The following is an 18,034-nucleotide window of genomic DNA, read 5'->3' on the forward strand; positions in this document are numbered from 1 at the left end:
AATTGAATAATAGTTCCAAGTGGTTTACATGAGGACAAAAAATTAGACCGTAGTTTCAAACTACGGTCTTTTTGGGTGTGATATTGTACATAATTTAGCAAATTAATAAATAATGCGACAATAAAATGTCGGTTTGAATTCAAATATTGTCGCAAATATGATATAATAATTGTATTAGAGGAGGTCTGCAATGAACCCATATATTGAATCAGAAACATTAGAACTTAAAGAAAAATATACGGATACAATTACAAAGGAAATAGTATCTTTCCTTAATGGTGCGGGGGGATCAATTATTATTGGAGTAAAAGATAATGGTACAGTAGTTGGTGTAGACAAAGTTGATGAGGTTCTTAGAAAAATATCCGATATTATAACAACTAAAATAGAACCGAACCCACAAGATGAAATTAGCTCAGAACTCAAATTTGATGATGGAAAAACCCTTATAGTAACTCATATAAATAAAGGACGTCATCATATTTATTGTCAAAAGAAATTTGGGTTTTCTTCTACTGGATGCACAATACGAATCGGTACAACCTGCAAAGAAATGACACCGGAACAGATAAAAATTCGATATGAGAAAAAATTTATAGATAATGAATATATGCTTAAGAAAAAATCAAACTCATCAGATTTATCGTTTAGGGAACTTAAGATATATTATTCAGAAAAAAATTATCATTTGGACGATAAATCTTTTGAAACGAATTTGAATTTAAGAAATGAAGCCGGAGAATATAATTTATTAGCAGAACTATTATCCGATAAAAATAATATTCCATTTATTTTTGTGAAATTTCAAGGGGAAAATAAAGCTTCTATATCTCAAAGAAGCGATTATGGTTATGGATGTATATTAACGACTTATGGGAAAACAAAAAACAGATTGCAGGCTGAAAATATATGTATTTCTGATACGACAGTTAGACCAAGAAAAGATACATACTTATTTGATTTTGATTGTGTTAACGAGGCAATTTTAAATGCTTTGGTTCATAACGATTGGACAATCACTGAACCACAGATTTCAATGTTTCATGACAGACTTGATATATTATCACATGGTGGACTTCCTGGCGGAATGACAAAAGAGCAATTTTTTGATGGAATAAGTAGGCCAAGAAATGCAACTTTGATGAGGATATTTTTAAATATGGGATTAACTGAACACACTGGACATGGAATTCCAACCATTGTAGAAAAATATGGAAAAGATGTTTTTGAAATTGAAAGCAACTATATTAGATGTACTATTCCTTTTGAACAGGAAGTAATTGAACAAATAGACAATAAAAATGTCGGTTTGAATGTCGGTTTGAATGTCGGTTTGAATAAGACTGAGAAGAAAGTGATTGAACTTTTGATAGAAAATCCAAATTTAACATCAATCGAACTTTCAGAAAAAATTGGTGTGACAAAGAGGACTATTGAAAGGACATTCAGATCTTTACAAGAAAAGAAAATTATAGAAAGAATCGGATCAAAGCGTGATGGTAATTGGATTGTAGTCAGGTAAATAGAATATATTTCTAAATTAAAGTTTATAATAATGATTTGTTTTAGTATATTAGATATTTTACTTTGGAGATAATATTGCCAAGCTCTATATTTATTTGATTATAGAGATTTTTGAATTATTATTTAATTAAAAATAAAATTCCTAATATAAGTTAAGAATTTCATTATGTATATATTACTTTTAATTAAATATAAAATATAGACAAATTCATAATTTAAGAGATTTTTCTAAAGATGTATAATTTTTATTATTAGAAAAAAGTAATAATTAAGATTAATTAAAAATAAGGAAATAAAGAATTAAATTTATTAAATTATTCTAAAGAGAAACATTTTCTATAAATTGATTACTAGAATGATATTTAATAAAGAAAAATTGTGGCAGTTATAAGATAAATATATTAAATGTATAATAAAGAGGTTGCTAAAATTATGGGATATTCAGCGAAAACAAAACCAGGTATGGCGGATCCTTATTGGTATGAATGGTCTGTGGGTCAGAAATATATCGTAGAAATGCTCAATCCAGATAGCCATATTCAATATGTTGAGCTTCAGGCAGATGTTCAATTGGGTTTAGATGATGTAGTGATTACATACGATAATGGCAAAACTAAATTTATCCAAGTAAAGCATACAAGAGTTGATGATACGATAACTTTTGGGGATATTGTTTCTACTGGGAAACTTAAAAAGGATATTAATTCTAAATGCTCATTATTAGGAGAATTAGCAAGGTCATGGAATTTGGAAAAAGGCTTACATACAGATTCGGAAGTATATATTTTTACAAATAAAAAAGTAGGAAGTAGAGCTTCATTGGCTGAAAAAGGAAAAATTAATAGGCCACCATTGAATATTTTTTTGGAAGAATTACAAGACAAAGTAAGTAAAGCTGAGAGCTTTTCAGATATAGTTTTTTCTGATAATAAGGAAGCTTGGAAAGAATGGTGTAGTGAACTTGAATATATTGAAAAGGATGAAGATAAGCTTACTTTTTTGAAAAATCTACATGTGAAAACAGATCAGGAAAGTTTGGGGGATTTAGGAAATTCAATAAAAAGTAAATTGCAGAGATATCTTTCAGTTTCTGAGGAAGTGTCAGATATTTTGCTTGGAAAGCTTGACCATGCTTTGAGAGATTGGACTACATCCAAGCGAAACAGCTCAAAAATAACTATAGAGAAATTATACTCAGCGTTATCTATAGAAGAAGAAGTTATAATTTATAATCATGATCTAATACCAGTTAGTCCTTTTTTTGATAGCAGAAATGAATTTATATATAATATTGAAATAGATATTATAGATGGATATGAAAAAGTTCTTTATTTATCGGGAGTACCAGGAACAGGAAAAACCAATATTATTAGTAAACTTTCCTGTAAAAAAGATAGTTTAGTTGACATTCGTTATTATGCATATGAGCCGATTGATCCCAATAAAGAATATTTACCATCTGACGTTTCTGAAAGAGTAAAAAAAGGGGTATTTTGGGATACATTATTAAATCAATTAAGAAAATTGTTAGCGGGTAATTTATATAAATATAAAGTACCTGTTTCAAATAGTTTTTTAAAATTGGAAGAAAAGAAAAACGAGTTTTTCAGAATTGCCTCTGAATTTGCAAAGGATAGAAATAGGATATTCGTACTTGCTATAGATGGATTAGACCATGCTGCTAGATCTGGTGTAATAGATGAAACATTTTTACCAACATTACCTAATCCAGAATATATTCCAGATAACGTAAAGATTATTATTGCAGGTCAGCCAAAGGAAGACTATAGAAATTATCCGTATTGGTTATACCAAAATTCTCAAAATGTTAAAGAATATGTAGTCCCAAATATTCAACCAAGTGATATTGAAAAGCTTGTTAATGAAAGATGTAACCATTATAATTCAAACAATAAAAAAAACGTATCTAATATAATTTCTAAGTATGCAGGTGGTAATACGTTGGCTGCTATTTTTTGCTGTGCACGAGGCGATGAACTGCTCTGATCCGTTGATACTGGAAGAAAGACTTAAGTATAGAAAATTAAGTGGAAATATTCAAGAATATTATAGAACAATATGGGAAGATACAAAAAAGGAAATGCAGATACCTTTTGTTGATTATAAAATGGCTGGGGTATTTGCTTTCTTTAATGAACCTATTAGCGCAAAAAAACTTAGTTCGATTTTTAAAGATGAAGGAATTAGCAATTCTTCATGGAATAATATTCTCAAAGCATTGAGTCCGCTTTTGATAGAAAAAAATAATACATATACTATTCTTCATAATGATATCCGCATTTATTTATCAGGAATTATTGGTATAGATAAAGATCATGTTAGAGAGGTTTATTCGAAGCTTGTAGATTATTATCTTTCTCAAGAAGAAAAAACTATTGGGTTTTACAGAGATGTTATTAGATTTTTAATAGCGTCAGGTAGAACAGAGGAATTTTCAATTATTTATAATCCTGAATATGTAATGAGTGCATATGTTAATGGAATTGATCTGACAGAATTGAATCATATTACGGATGAATTAATGCGTTATGTAATCAACGAAGATTCTATAGATTGGAATAAATTAAGGAGTGTGACACTTGGGTATTTGACTATTGAACAAATTCGAAAAAGTTTGTACGAGATAGAAGATGTCTCTTTTCGTAAAAGCATAAGGATTATGAACGTTCATAAATATGAATGTTATATTACATCGGTAGATAAATGGACATCAAAAATTATATTAGATGTACTTCAATTGATTAATGATTTATATGAAAACGGCGAAGAATATCGTGGAATAACTCTATTTTTGAATTGGTTTAATCATGTTAAGTTTTCGGAAATTCAAAAAATAATAAATGATGGAAATAAAAATCTTCGAGGGAGTGATGGTAGAAATATATCTGAATTACTAAGTAAAGCTTGTGTTAATACAGAACATTTTGAAATTCTAGATGGTATTTCTGAACTTGAAGCTGACAATTTTTTAATAAATACCGTTGAACATGTTATAGGTGAAATTATTGAAAATCTTCACGCAGAAAAGTTAGAAAAGGCATTCGGTTCTCTTGATTTGATTTTAATAGATCCTCTTGTAGTTGGAATAAAAAAACTAATTGAGCAAAATCGTTATGAGGATCTGAAAATTTTAAAAAAGTCGATTCAAAAACGAAAAATCTCTAACTCCATGAGTATGATGATATTCTATTTTTTAAAAATTGTGACAGGAGATGTTGATTGGAACGATAATAAAGATGGTGTTGTTTGGGATGAAATTGAATCAGTAGAGATGCCGGATGATAATATTGAAAACTTAATGACCTATTACACTATTTATGCTATTGTAGCATCATATTTACAAAATAAAACTCGCTCAACTATTGCTCAAGAAATAACTAATAAATATATTGAAGCTCATAATCACATGAAACCAGATTATTTTTTGTTATATTTTAATGCTGCTGCGTATTTGGGAAAATGGCTTAAAGATAAAAATAATAAAAGACAGTTAAATGAACCAGTTAATGATCTTAAACTTATCATAAGTAATTTATATTGTAAAAATTGGAGTATTAATGAACTTGATTTTGAAACACCCTTTCTTCGAGCATATCTTCTGAATGCATATATAATTCTTTTAGAAGACGAGAGCATTCAATTCCAAAATATGTTAAAAAATTCTTTAGAAAGAGTCTTCGAGGATAATCCTGTTAATCAATTATTTGCTCCTGGCATGCTATATTACAGAAATAATCTCAAAAGAATGCAACTATGGATTGATGAATGGCTAGCTGATAATGGAAGAGTTTGGTCAGAATCTATTGGTGATAGGAACAGAATAGTTAAAAAATTTTTAGAATCGAAAGAAAAATATGATAAATACAATGATCTTAATCTTAGAGGTGCTGTGGATAAAGTTAGATGGTCTGTTATCGGATTTGCATCACATAAGGAATACTGTGTGGATTATTTGCTGAACTGGTATACAAATATTGTTGATAGATTTCCTGAATATATTTGTAATTATGCTGAAATTGTTAAAAATATTTCTGATAAAATTGAGGTTCTTGGGGATAATAGGATAGAATATACGTTAAATACTAAAATCTATTCTGATTTGGGTAGCGAAGGGACTTTTCGTATTCAAAGCATTTTGAAAAATAGAAGACTATTTTCTCAATGTATTTCGAATCCATCATATCTAATTGATATGTTGATTGGATACCTTAAAGATAGAAAAATTGATAAGGAACAACTTCTAATAATTTGGTCCGTAGGAATAGGATTATTAGATTGGCGAAATGAAGTTGATCATGATTCTATTTCTTCATTGCAAAGTTCAATTGAAATATGTTCGACAAAAAATGGAATCATTGATATCAAAAAGGATTTGTCAAAACTTGGACCTGCATATATTGATTTGTTTTCAGATCCAGTAAAACATATTATACCAGATAGATGGTGTGATAATGAAAATAGTGTTAAAGAATTTGAAAATGCAGAAGAGATATTGACATCATATATTACAAAAAGTGATGAAGATTTACCAGAATATTCTGATGTTATTAAGGCGATAAAGTTTCTTTATACTGATAATAAGTTAACTGAAACTCAAATTAATCGAGTGCTTGCTGTTGAGCTAAGCAAAGACAATTATGGCATTAATCAAAATAGTGTCTTAGAATTTATATTTGGTATTGCAAAAGATAATGATATAGATGAATTCTTAAGACAATACATTAGAAAGGCTATTGATAATAATAGATTCTATCCATATTTAGATCTACCATATATTATTGGTTGGAGGCTTAAACATAAGGAAGAATATTATATTGTTGAATCTTTAGAAGCGCTAATTTCTACATTCAATTGTTGGATTACAGCATCAAATCATATAGAAGGACCCGAATTAGAAGAGGGATATGATTATTCTAGATATACAAATTTTGAAAAAGAAGATATGCTTACTAATTTGTTTAAGATTCTTATGTTATTGATTACATCTGATGATGCCGATGCTGCGAGAGTTGCAATTGGAGGAATAACAGCATTTTTGAGAGTTAATATTAGTTATATTCATAAAATAGAAGAATATTGGCATAGATTACATTATCAAGCGAAAGAATGGTTCATTATGGTGTATGAATTCGTATATGAATTGTGCCCAGAACATAGAGAAAAGATTTATGGATATTTAGTTATTCACTCGAAAGATGATGATTTTAATGTAGCACTATACTCAAAGCTACTCTGTGAGAATATTAATCCTAACTATTCAAAAGAATATTGTGTAGAAAAAAAAGACTACTTTTCATATATCCCAAATAATGGAAAAAAACTATTAATAAGAACGCCTAGAAATAGTCATTGGATTAATGGAAGCGATTGTGTGTTGGAGCAAATATCGTTAATGGAAGAGCGTTTATTAATTGATTTTACGGATTTAGAAAGACGTACGGCTGATTATTTTGATAATGTAGAAGTTCAGAGTTTGTTGCCACTTTTTAGAAGAAAAACTGGAGGATGTAGAGTTGTATGTGATAAAGTGAATTTAGCTTTTTTTCGTGTATTATATAAGGATTGGTACTACGGAAGGTGGAATGGTATGGATGCTGAATTGGCTAGAATTTTACTTTCTGCGTCGGAACCATTTACTTTGTTACTTTCACCTTATAGATGGAAATGGAATGAGTGTAAGTTATTTGACAATCCTGATAATATAATTTCTTTATCAAAAACAGAAAGAAATTCTAGAATAGAACAAGTATTTAATACGGGAATAAATTCTGATTATATTGTATTAGCAGGTGCTATTGAGGACTATACATATAAAAAGCAAATTTTTGGTTATATTTTAGGATATTTAGATGTGCAAGAAATAAATGAGCAACAGGCGAGTCAAGAAGTTGAAAGAAATGCGCGTTTATTCTTAAAGAAGAGAAGAGACTATATTGAATATCAAAACCCAAATGTAACAATGCATCAGAATGGAATTGAGAGTTTTAAGCAAAGTAACATTATGTGTGGATTTAGTAAATTCATGCTTTCGGCATTAGGGTGGAAAACAAGATTTGGGTTACAAGGCTTAGAAATAGTTAATTTAAATGATGAAATAGTAGGAAAACTAGAGTGTTTTTATGGATTTAAAACAGATATAACTAATAGATACTCTTCAAATCAACCTTATTTACAGAGGTGGATAGTAAAAAGAAAAAAATTGAATGAAGCTCTTGAAGAATCTAAATGTCCATTTCAGGTAAGAACAATAATTGACTCTTTGGTGACTAGCTTAGAAGAATTATGAATGATAAACAATATTTTATAAATTAGTTTAATTATATGCTCTAAAGAAAATGTAAAATAAATGTTGGAGTGGAGTTGAAAATAATAAATTTAATAATTCTTCCAAGTGGTTTACATTTGGACAAAAATAAGACCGTAGTTTCAAGCTGCGGTCTTTTTGCGTACATATTTTATTTTAAAAATCTTGATTTTTTAGGGTAAGATAACTTCCAATCTTCAAATTTCTCGTCTGTTATCTCATCGTTATAATGCTTCTTTCTCATCTCATTCCATTCTATAAGAAAATTATTGAAGTCTACATCATTTGATAAGAGTCCAGTAATTTCTCCATCGTCTACTAAGGGTCTAAACTTCATGTCTTTTTCATAATCAAAAATTATATGCATTATTTCAAAAATAGAATTAGGTTCATGATTAATTAATGCTGATATATCACAATCAAGTGCTTCAGATATTTTTTGTAACTGTTCTTTATTTGGAGATCTATTTCCAAGCTCGTAATTTCTTATAGCAGCATCTGTCAAACCAGACTTAATGGCAAGTTCTTTTTGAGTTAAGTTTCGCATAAGTCTTAACTTTTTTAATTTTTCTCCAGAAATCAAACTAACTCCTCCTTATTTCACAATAGCTATAAATATTTTATCACAAAACAAACAAAAGCTCAACAAAACTGTTCTGTTACAAATATCTGCAAACATCTGAATATTTTAGAAAAAAATAAATAGAAAAAACTTGACAGAACAAATATGAACTGTTATTATATACACATGCCGTTCGATATTGAACGGAAATTGTAAGACATATAAATTAATGCTCGCCCTTTTTGTGGATGTAGAACCTTACAAACTATAAAAGGAGGACATTATGAAAGGTATTTTTATGAATGCAAAAGATGTACAAGAATTTCTTGATGTAAGTAGGACAACAGCATATCAGATAATAAACGATATGAATCAAGATCTACTTAAATTAGGGTATCGTGTGCAAAGAGGAAAGGTAAATAGAGAATACTTTATGGAAAAGTATTGCTATAAACCAACAAATGCAAAGGAGGTTTAAAGTGCCAGCATTTAGAGATGAAAGCGGGAACAAGACTTGGTTTTGTAAATTTAATTACACCAACTGGAAAGGAGAAAAATCAACTAAGAAAAAACGTGGATTTTCAACGAAAAAAGAAGCTTTAAAATGGGAACAAGAATTTTTAAATCAACAATCTGAATCAATTGAGATGAGCTTTAGGGAGTTTTTTTGAACTTTACAAGAGGGATAGAAAACCAAGAATAAGAGAAAATACTTGGAGGACTAAAGAAGCAATTGTAAAACAAAAAATACTTCCCTATATTGGTAATTTAATGCTTAATGAGATTAATAATGTAACCATCATTCAATGGCAAAATGAGCTTATGAAGATTAAGGATAAGAATGGGAAAAACTACTCTCCTACTTATTTGAGAACTATTCATGCCCAGTTATCTAGTATCTTAAATCATGCCTGTAGGTACTACAATTTAAAAACTAATGTTGCTCGTGATGTTGGGTCTATGGGAGAAAAAGAAGCTGATGAAATGCTATTTTGGACTCAAGATGAATATGAAAGATTTATAGAAGCTATTAAAGATAAACCTGAATCATTCTATGCTTTTGAACTTTTGTATTGGTGTGGTCTTAGAATAGGAGAATTATTAGCTTTAACACAAGAGAAATTTGATTTTAAAAGGCATACATTAAAAATTGATGAATCTTTACAGAGGATTGATGGGAAAAATGTAATAACTGCTCCTAAGACTAAAAAAAGTATCAGGACAATAGTTATGCCTGAATTTCTAACTGAAGAGATTAAAGAGTATATAGATAGTTTTTATAAGTTAAAACCAAAAGACTTAATATTTAATTTCTCCAAGAGTTACCTACACCATGAAATGGATAGGGGATCTAAGAAATCTCAAGTAAAAAGAATTCGAATACATGATTTAAGGCATTCTCACGTTTCTCTCTTGATTGAACTTGGATTTTCTGCAACTGCAATAGCTGATAGGGTTGGACATGAATCGATTGACATCACCTATAGATATGCTCATCTTTTCCCTAGCAAGCAAAAAGAAATGGCAATGTCTTTAACGCAAGTAAGAAATAATACGGCAAATGATTGGAAAGATTTATTAGAAGAGGACGAGAAAGATGTTTAGAAGACATTCATTAGATGAAATTTCTAAAAAAACGAGAAATAAAGAGAAAAATAGAAAAAGAAATCGCATTTTAAATTTCAGAGTCTCTGAGGAAGAATATGATCTAATAAACAAAAAGATAGAAATAAGTGGACTTAAAAAGCAAGATTATTTTCTACAAATGTTATTAAATCATGAAGTTAAGTTAGTAAGTGATTACAGACTTTCTGATAATATATCCAAGGAAATATTTCAACTAGCAAAAGTTATTAAAAAGTTCGGCAAACTCAATGACGATGAAGCTGATATTTTAATCTATATTTTAGAAATATATGAAGAAATCAAAAAAGAAAAAAGCCCCTACTACAAAGAGTAAAGGCATACACTCCTGTGAGAAGTGTTCTCTAGACAAGTTCATTTTACCACAGGAGTCTTATTTATACCAGACAGGAGGATAAAATGGAGAATAAATATAAAACAATAAAGAGATTAGATGGTTGTAAAAAGAAAAGGAGTGAGCTTTATGACAGATATTAAATTAAAATTCCCAGAAATAGATCAGACTTACGCCTTTTTAGACTTACAAACTACAGATAAGGGGACGGTTAGACAAATTACTGGAAATATTGTAACTGCTATTTTAAATCCTAAATATTGTCAAAATCAAAAAAATCATTGAAGGACAAATATTCTTTGATAAATTTACTAATGAAATAAAATTCCAGGGGAAAATTATCGGAGAAAGAAATATAAAGGAAAATCAAATACGACTTTGGGATGATTCTTTGAACAATAGATTAGGCTTAGAGATAGAAAAACATTTTGGAATTAATTATAACTCAAACAAAATGTGGGAAGCTATTCGTTTTGTAGCTCATCAATATGAAGTGAGTCCGCCAAAGCAATATCTTCAAAATTTAAAATGGAATGGAGATAAAAATGCCATTAGAAAACTTTTACCAAAGTATTTGGGAGCAGATGATACAGAGCTTAACAATTGGATAATGGAACATATGATATTGGGCATGATAAAAAGAATTTTTAATCCAGGATCTAAGTTTGATGAAATGATTGTTTTAGTTGGTGGGCAAGGTATAGGCAAATCGACTTTTGCAAGATACCTGTCCATAACAGACGATTGGTTTTGCACAATAGAAAACATTCAAGGCAAGGATGCCGTCATGAACCTTATGGGTAAAACTGTCGTTGAAATCGAAGAATTTGTTGCTTTAAGAAATGCAAAATCGGCTAATGAAGCTAAATCTTTTTTATCAAAACTAAGCGATAGAATAAGAATACCCTACGAAAAATATGCAACAGACGTGCCAAGAACTTGCATCTTTATAGGGACATTAAACGAAAGAACTTTTCTTAATGATCATACCGGAGAAAGAAGATATTTACCTGTTGAATGTAACCCTAATCAAAGAGTAAGGACTATATTTCCAGATAAAAATAATAAAGAAAAAATTTCAGATAAAGAATATATATATCTTATAAGAGAGGATTTTAATCAGGCTCTAGCCTTAGGATATGAAATCTTTAAAAACAAGACTCACGCATGGACTATACCAAAAAATCTCTTAAAAGACTTGTATAAGGAACAAGAAAAATTCAAATATCTAAATCCAGATGTGGAAGACATTAGGTATTTCCTAGAAGAATATAAGCCAAAAAGTGCAGATCCAAATATAACTTGTTTCAAAGAATTAACCATGCAAGGATACCAAATAAAGTCAAAATCTTTTTCAGAGATTATGGATAATTATTTCCAAGAATGGATTCCAGTTAGGTCATCAAAGACCAAGAGAATATCACCAAATGGAGTCTCAATTCCAGTAAAACTATACTATGAAAAGAAAACAGAAAACGAAACTGACTTTATAGAAGTTGATAAGAAGTTTTTGCCAGAAGAATGGCAAAAAGAAAAACAATTAGAAATAGATACAGCAAATCAAGTAAAGATACAAATGTAACTTTGTAACCTGTAACCCATCGTTATAAATCTTCTTAAATTAGGATTACATAAATTAATGGCTTGATAATAAGGGGGGGGCAACAGACTCTTAAAACAAGCTCGCCTAATTTTGGAAGTTTTTATTTTGTAAGTTACAGTTACACTTATTAATTCCTATTTGAAAAAATATTAAAAAACAGATTAAAAACTCGTTAGTAGTAGCAAGCACAGTAAGTGAGTACCCACTTACGAAAAAATCAAAAAATCAATAGCTTTTAAGGCTATCTAATTTTATGATTTTTACCTTGTTAGGGAGAACCCTAAGACCCCAAAATATAAGTGCAAAGGAGAAAAATATGGATAATAGAACAAGAAAAAATCAACTTAAAATATATTTAACAGATGAAGAAAAAGAAATTTTTGAAAAGAAAATGAAACTTGCTAATTGTAAAACTATGTCCCACTTTCTTAGGAAATGTGTATTAGAAAAAGAAATTTATATTGTAGACCTAGAACCATTTAGAGATCTCCAACGGTTACTTTCAAATGCAACAAATAACATAAACCAGATTGCAAAAGTTACTAATACAAGTGGTGTTATTTACAAGAAATATATTGATTATATTAGAGAAAAAATAGAAAAATTATAAAAAAATATGGGATATATATTCCCTGATTCTTAATAAATAAAAAGAAAGTTCTGGTGATTAGTATGGCAATTACAAAAATACATCCTATAAAATAAGCTCTAAATTTAGAAGTAGATTATATTACTAAAAGTGAAAAAACTTATGAAAGTGCTTTTAAAAAGATATACAAACATCACACACATAAAATTCATAAATGCAAGAAAAAAGAATACCCCTATTCTTGAGTATTCTTTACTGGCAATAGTATGCTGACTTTAGCACCACATTCATCAGTTCTATTTTCTAAAACAAGATTTCCTCCATGCATCTTAATAATTTGTTCGGCAACAAATAATCCTATACCGTAGTTTTCTTTTGAATGCCTACTTTTGTCTCCTTGGTAGAATTGATCTGTTGCATATAATAGGTCTTCACTTGAAAATCCGTGTCCTTGGTCTAATATTGATATTTTAAGCTCATCAGCTTTTGAACATATAAGTAACTCAATAGTTGAGCTTTTAGGACTGTGTTCCTCAGCATTGCTAAGAATATTAAGAAAGGCTCGTTCAAAATTTTTTAAATCTACTATTAAAATACCATTCTTATAGTTAATATCTTCTAAAAGATTTAACTTATAAGTTGATGTAAATTCTTTAGCTAGTTTTTCAATGTTTTCGACAAATTTTTCTGTCTTAATTTCAAGAAAATTCAATTCATTTGCTTGATCAGATTTATTAACAAGCATTAAATTTTGGATATATTTATCAATACGGCTTGTGTTTTTTCTAATATAATTTAGATATGTTTGCTGTTCTTCTGTTAGGTTTGTTTCTCCTAATAATTCTGAGTTTCCCTTTATAATTGAAAGAGGAGTCTTTATATCATGGCTTAATGCTGAAATCTGATTTCTTTTTTTCTCTTCCTCTCTCCAGTTTGTCCTTAAAGATTCACTTAATCCTATTTTCATTTTTTCTAAACTATCTAATATAGCATTAAATTCCTGAATATTTGACTTTTTAACTTGGAAGTCTAAGTTTTGTTTCCCAATTTCTTCCGAAGCTTCTAGCAAAGGATTTAATTCTTTTGATATTTTCTTTGCCCAAATTAATGTGATAGTAATAATACTAATAAAACAAAATATTATCAGTAAAGTTAGTAATAAAATATTTATTTGTGGTAGGTTTTTTTGCATCCAAGGGTTTCTATAATAAGGTTTTAGCTTATAAGCTACTAGTACATATCCATCTGATCTCTGTATTTCCATAAAGGATAAGTTGGCATTAGAATTACCAGAGCCCTTATGATAGTTAAAGGCTATATCTTTGATATTCTTATTCATATTTGTTTCTATAACTTTTTCGTCTTTTGATATAAATAGATAAGATGTATTATCTGGAAGTAATGATTTTTCGAATTTTTTTGAAGTGGCAATATCTGTCCTTTTTTCAAGAATTAAATTCTCAGTATAGTTCGCAGGAAATATCCATTTAAATTGGTAAGAAGCAGATATAAAAGCTATTATTAATCCAACTGAGATTACTAGTCCTAGTGCAATACTTAACAAATATTTAAAAAGTATATTTTTAAGAGATTGACCTTTTGATATTAATTCCATTTATATCCGATCCCCCATACTGTTTCAATTGGATTTTTCTCATGTTTTTGAAACTTTGACCTAATATTTTTTATATGTTCTGATATTGCAGATGCATCTCCTATACCATCAAATCCAAAGACAAGTTCGTATATTTGGTCTCTTGAAAATACTTGCCCTTTTCTTTTTGCTAGTAATTCTGAAATCTGATACTCAGATTTTGTTAAATGAACTTTCTCATCTCCTACAAAAACTTCATTTGAAGATAAATCAAATCGAATTTCACCAAGATTTAAACTAGTGTGTCGTTCTCTTTTTTCTCGTCTTAAATGTGCCTCTATACGAGCTAGGAGTTCTGCTGCACCGAATGGTTTTGTGATGTAATCATCTCCTCCAATTAATAAGCCTTCAACTATATATTCTTCCATAGTTTTTGCCGTTAAAAAAAGAATAGGGCAGTCTACTTTAGCTCGAATATCCTTACAGAAACTAATTCCGTCAATACCTGGCATCATAACATCAAGTAGAATCAAATCATATTTACTAAGCTTACTATTATCAATATCTAAAGAATTTTGATATACATCGACCTCATGATTGTTCTTTTTCAAAATGTTTTTTATTAGATCAAGCATATCTAGCTCGTCATCAACTGCAAGAATTAAAGACATTCCCTCACCCCCTAATTTTAAATTAAAAACTTTTATTCACTAACAAATTTCCCATCCCACTTATTAAACCAAATAATTGAGGAAATAAATAGGATTAAGATAATAAAGGAAGCTATTAAACCCCACAGCCTTAACTCTTTATAAAAATATGAAGGATCTAAAGCTTTGCCTATAATTATATACAATGCAGGAAGCCTGGAGCCCCAAGTACAAGGTATAAAATACCAAATATTATCACCGATTACAGTCATTGAAAGTAAAGCAATCATTGTTTCTAGAAAACCCAATCCTATAGATCCCCCACTACTTAATTCAATTGATACCCAAAGATGAATCATGTATAGAGAAAGGCTGCTAATAAGAATTAAGAAAAATTCAATAAGCCAATCTAAGATATTTTGATATCCAGTTAGTATTGCAAAAATTATAATAGCTAAAGCAAGAGAAATAACAAATCCCAATTCTAATACAAGGAGTTTTCCTATATAGGCTTTGCTTCTAGATTTTGTAGTAGATAAAAGCACTTGAAATTTCCCAGCACTCATTTCCATATCAACGACTTTTGAACTTATAAAACTTAATATTATTGGCATTACCGCTCCTAAAAGTACGAAATAAGTTTGTATTATATCATTTTTTTCAAAATTTTTTAATCCAGTAGTTTTTGATGCCACATAAAATAATAAAGAATAGGCTATCGGTAAGACTATGTGAATCCAAGGAAGCCAGGTGCCTTTAATTTTGTATATTTCTGATTTTATTATATTTATCATTATTTTACCTCTTGTTTTGAAAACCAATTTGCACTTATTACTACAAGTAATGTAAATAGACATACAGATAATATGCAAGGAATATATAATGATGTGCTTGATATTATTGGATTTGATGCTTCTGTCAAAACACCACTTGGTAAAATATGCATAACAGGAATCATTGACCTAATTCCCCAAGAATATGGGCAATAAATCCAAAAAGCACCGTCAGACAACAATATTCCTGATCCTAAACCTAATACTGCATTCATTATAATACTTGCTATAAAGCCAAATTTTTTTGCCAAGAAAAAGCATAGAGGGACTTGCCAAATATTGGTTATTATTAGCAAGGCACTAGCAAATAGCAAGGTTGTAAATGTATAGTTTGGACTTAATTGCCCACCGATTAAAAATTGAAAAATATATACACCTAGCATGTGAACAATAGTGGTAATACTCATATAAATTAATGCTGTGATTATTTTTGAAACCCATAACTTTTCAAGCTTAATATTTAGAGGGGAAACTGCTCTGTAGTTTAATTTTCTACTTTCTTTTCTATCCATCATTGCTGGGATTAAGGCAAAAGTTGCTGGCATTATTATGACGTACCACCAGTTATAGGAATTAGCAGTGAAATAGCTTGGCATAAGAAAGAGTGACAATAAGATTAAAGTTATTGGCATAATAACTAATAACTTCTTCAAGAAAGTGCCCTTATGTTTTAAATTTTCTGCAAGAATATAATTTATCATTTTTTACATCCCTATTCCATTTTTTATAACATTCGTAAAAAGTTCTTCTAAGTTGTCATCATGATTAATAATGTTTTGATATTGCAATTTTCCATTATTAATAATCCCAATATGATCAGCAGTTTGTTCAACTTCTGCTAAAATATGGCTAGACAAAATAACGGTTATTCCTTTTTCTGGGAAAGATCTTATTAAATCACGCAATTCCTGAATTCCAAGTGGATCAAGTCCGTTTGGTGGTTCATCTAAAATCAAAAGCTTAGGATTGTTTAATAAGGCAATGGCGATACCTAGCCTTTGTTTCATCCCTACAGAAAATTGACCACTTTTCTTTTTGCCAGTATCTTTTAAACTTACTATTTCCAAAACTTCATCAATCCTAGAATCTGGTAATCCTAATAGAAGTGTCCTTACTTTTAAATTTTCCCTTGCCGATAAGTTCTCATACAGGGCAGGCATTTCTATTAAGGCACCAATATCTGATAAATCGTCACGACTCCACTCATGACCTTCAAAAAAGATTTGACCAGATGTTTTATGAATCATTCCAGTAATCATCTTCAATGTAGTCGATTTACCTGCTCCGTTAGGTCCTAGCAATCCATATATAGAATTTTCTTTTATTTTTAAAGAAATACTATCTACTGCTTTTTGTTTACCAAAAGTTTTAGTAAGATTTTTTGTTTCTAATATCAATTTGTTCATATAAATGAACCTCCTCTTCATTTTATAAACTTAGTATAAAATACAAATTTAAGGATTCCATAAGGAAGATAAGCTTCTTTAAAAATTTAATAGCTTATTTTTATCCTAAAAGTAGACATATTATCCGGTACTGGGACTGGGACGGGACTAAAAAATTTGAAAATGTCCTATAATTAGACAGATTTAGTGATATTATAAAAAATAGAACCTAGTATTTTGAATGATTTGGGATATATCGGACGTTTGGAAAAGAAGAATGGGAATAATCGCAAAAAAATAAAAAGTCTTGTAAACGCAACGGGTATAGAAGATTCTAAGCAGAATATGGGCGGTTAAAAGAGTATAGGAAATAAGGTAAGAGGGAGTGAGAAACCACTCCCTCTTACCTTATTCCAAAGCTTTATTTTAAAAATCCCGACAACGTTGTGTCGGAATACTTCGCAATGTGTAACATATGCAATGTGATAAGACATATGTTACAGAAATAAAAAAAGAGAGGAGTTTGATACAATAGGTTGTACCACAAACATAAAAGTATCAAAGGAGCCCTCTCATGAAAAGTATAACCGAAGAAATGCATTTTCGTCAACGTTTATGAGAATAGGCAATAAAACAGGGGATAACACGTGCGGCAAGAAGATATCATACAAATAGAGAAGTGGAAAAAATTTTTTATAGAAGGAATGTTTTTACCGGTGAAAAAGATTAAAAAAACAAGTTGTTTTACAATAAATCTCAGACCTGTAAGAAGTTTTAAAAATATGATAGTATATATAAATGAAATGCCGATTTTTTCAGTATAATGAGAGAAATTTATGCAAAATTTCGATAAGAGCCTTTTGGAAATAGATCAAGTTTTAGAAGTAAAAAAGATTCGTAAAAACAAATGGGAAAAAGAAGTGCCTCTTCAAAGGACGCAACATAATTTTTATTGCCATAACAACGTTAACAGAATGGACTTAGCAACGAT

Annotated in this window: 15 protein-coding genes and 2 pseudogenes; 11 read left to right on the top strand and 6 right to left on the bottom strand. The window is 29.5% G+C overall.

The annotated features are described in order from the left end of the window. Positions 1-190: 190 nt before the first annotated feature. The 3 genes from HMPREF1039_RS01840 to HMPREF1039_RS01845 all read left to right on the top strand — a co-directional run bounded on the left by HMPREF1039_RS01840 (position 191) and on the right by HMPREF1039_RS01845 (position 7,831). The gene (locus HMPREF1039_RS01840) at positions 191-1,522 is read left to right on the top strand and encodes an RNA-binding domain-containing protein (protein WP_007390632.1); all 1,332 of its coding nucleotides are present in this window, start codon (positions 191-193) and stop codon (positions 1,520-1,522) included. Positions 1,523-1,929: 407 nt separating this feature from the next. Next, positions 1,930-3,531 (top strand): hypothetical protein, encoded by a 1,602-nt coding sequence (locus HMPREF1039_RS08235; protein ID WP_206535946.1) that lies wholly within the window; start codon positions 1,930-1,932, stop codon positions 3,529-3,531. Next, positions 3,470-7,831: a hypothetical protein gene (locus HMPREF1039_RS01845; RefSeq protein WP_206535947.1), complete on the top strand. Its 4,362-nt coding sequence runs from the start codon at positions 3,470-3,472 to the stop codon at positions 7,829-7,831. Before HMPREF1039_RS08235 ends, HMPREF1039_RS01845 begins: the two co-directional genes overlap by 62 nt. A gap of 169 nt (positions 7,832-8,000) precedes the next feature. Here the strand turns inward: HMPREF1039_RS01845 and HMPREF1039_RS01850 are convergent, their stop codons facing one another. Further along, the gene (locus HMPREF1039_RS01850) at positions 8,001-8,432 is read right to left on the bottom strand and encodes a helix-turn-helix domain-containing protein (protein WP_039891641.1); all 432 of its coding nucleotides are present in this window, start codon (positions 8,430-8,432) and stop codon (positions 8,001-8,003) included. A gap of 262 nt (positions 8,433-8,694) precedes the next feature. On the opposite strand from HMPREF1039_RS01850, the gene HMPREF1039_RS01855 reads away from it, so the two are divergent. From HMPREF1039_RS01855 to HMPREF1039_RS01880, 8 genes and pseudogenes are all read left to right on the top strand, one after another. Then, complete coding sequence (locus tag HMPREF1039_RS01855) at positions 8,695-8,889, top strand: hypothetical protein (RefSeq protein ID WP_002839721.1); 195 nt, start codon at positions 8,695-8,697, stop codon at positions 8,887-8,889. A gap of 1 nt (position 8,890) precedes the next feature. Next, positions 8,891-9,082: an Arm DNA-binding domain-containing protein gene (locus HMPREF1039_RS08615; RefSeq protein WP_039891643.1), complete on the top strand. Its 192-nt coding sequence runs from the start codon at positions 8,891-8,893 to the stop codon at positions 9,080-9,082. A 28-nt stretch (positions 9,083-9,110) separates the two neighbouring features. Further along, positions 9,111-9,176: pseudogene (locus HMPREF1039_RS08620) on the top strand (tyrosine-type recombinase/integrase); the annotation flags it as partial. Positions 9,177-9,182: 6 nt separating this feature from the next. Beyond that, on the top strand, positions 9,183-10,016 hold the full coding sequence (locus HMPREF1039_RS01865; protein WP_007390735.1) for a site-specific integrase: 834 nt from the start codon (positions 9,183-9,185) through the stop codon (positions 10,014-10,016). Next, positions 10,009-10,371, top strand: coding sequence for a plasmid mobilization protein (locus HMPREF1039_RS01870; protein WP_039891644.1), 363 nt, complete (start codon positions 10,009-10,011; stop codon positions 10,369-10,371). The genes HMPREF1039_RS01865 and HMPREF1039_RS01870 overlap by 8 nt, the downstream gene beginning before the upstream one ends. Positions 10,372-10,518: 147 nt before the next feature. Further along, positions 10,519-10,674, top strand: coding sequence for a hypothetical protein (locus tag HMPREF1039_RS08240; protein WP_007390661.1), 156 nt, complete (start codon positions 10,519-10,521; stop codon positions 10,672-10,674). A 106-nt stretch (positions 10,675-10,780) separates the two neighbouring features. Continuing rightward, positions 10,781-11,971, top strand: coding sequence for a VapE domain-containing protein (locus HMPREF1039_RS01875; protein ID WP_007390717.1), 1,191 nt, complete (start codon positions 10,781-10,783; stop codon positions 11,969-11,971). A 337-nt stretch (positions 11,972-12,308) separates the two neighbouring features. Then, a pseudogene (locus HMPREF1039_RS01880) lies at positions 12,309-12,642 on the top strand (plasmid mobilization protein). Positions 12,643-12,816: 174 nt separating this feature from the next. Here HMPREF1039_RS01880 and HMPREF1039_RS01885 read toward each other — a convergent pair. From HMPREF1039_RS01885 to HMPREF1039_RS01905, 5 genes are read right to left on the bottom strand one after another with little or no spacing between them, the layout of a single operon-like run. After that, on the bottom strand, positions 12,817-14,196 hold the full coding sequence (locus HMPREF1039_RS01885; RefSeq protein ID WP_007390733.1) for a sensor histidine kinase: 1,380 nt from the start codon (positions 14,194-14,196) through the stop codon (positions 12,817-12,819). Continuing rightward, positions 14,187-14,846: a response regulator transcription factor gene (locus tag HMPREF1039_RS01890; RefSeq protein WP_007390701.1), complete on the bottom strand. Its 660-nt coding sequence runs from the start codon at positions 14,844-14,846 to the stop codon at positions 14,187-14,189. The genes HMPREF1039_RS01885 and HMPREF1039_RS01890 overlap by 10 nt, the downstream gene beginning before the upstream one ends. A 32-nt stretch (positions 14,847-14,878) precedes the next feature. Beyond that, positions 14,879-15,619: a lantibiotic immunity ABC transporter MutG family permease subunit gene (locus HMPREF1039_RS01895; RefSeq protein WP_007390618.1), complete on the bottom strand. Its 741-nt coding sequence runs from the start codon at positions 15,617-15,619 to the stop codon at positions 14,879-14,881. Further along, complete coding sequence (locus HMPREF1039_RS01900) at positions 15,619-16,359, bottom strand: lantibiotic immunity ABC transporter MutE/EpiE family permease subunit (RefSeq protein WP_007390599.1); 741 nt, start codon at positions 16,357-16,359, stop codon at positions 15,619-15,621. Before HMPREF1039_RS01900 ends, HMPREF1039_RS01895 begins: the two co-directional genes overlap by 1 nt. A 3-nt stretch (positions 16,360-16,362) precedes the next feature. Further along, positions 16,363-17,064 carry a lantibiotic protection ABC transporter ATP-binding protein gene (locus tag HMPREF1039_RS01905; protein WP_007390651.1) on the bottom strand — a complete coding sequence of 234 codons (702 nt, stop codon included), beginning with the start codon at positions 17,062-17,064 and terminating at the stop codon, positions 16,363-16,365. Between the last annotated feature and the right edge of the window lie 970 nt (positions 17,065-18,034).

Source organism: Megasphaera lornae (assembly GCF_000214495.1).
Classification (GTDB): domain Bacteria; phylum Bacillota; class Negativicutes; order Veillonellales; family Megasphaeraceae; genus Megasphaera; species Megasphaera lornae.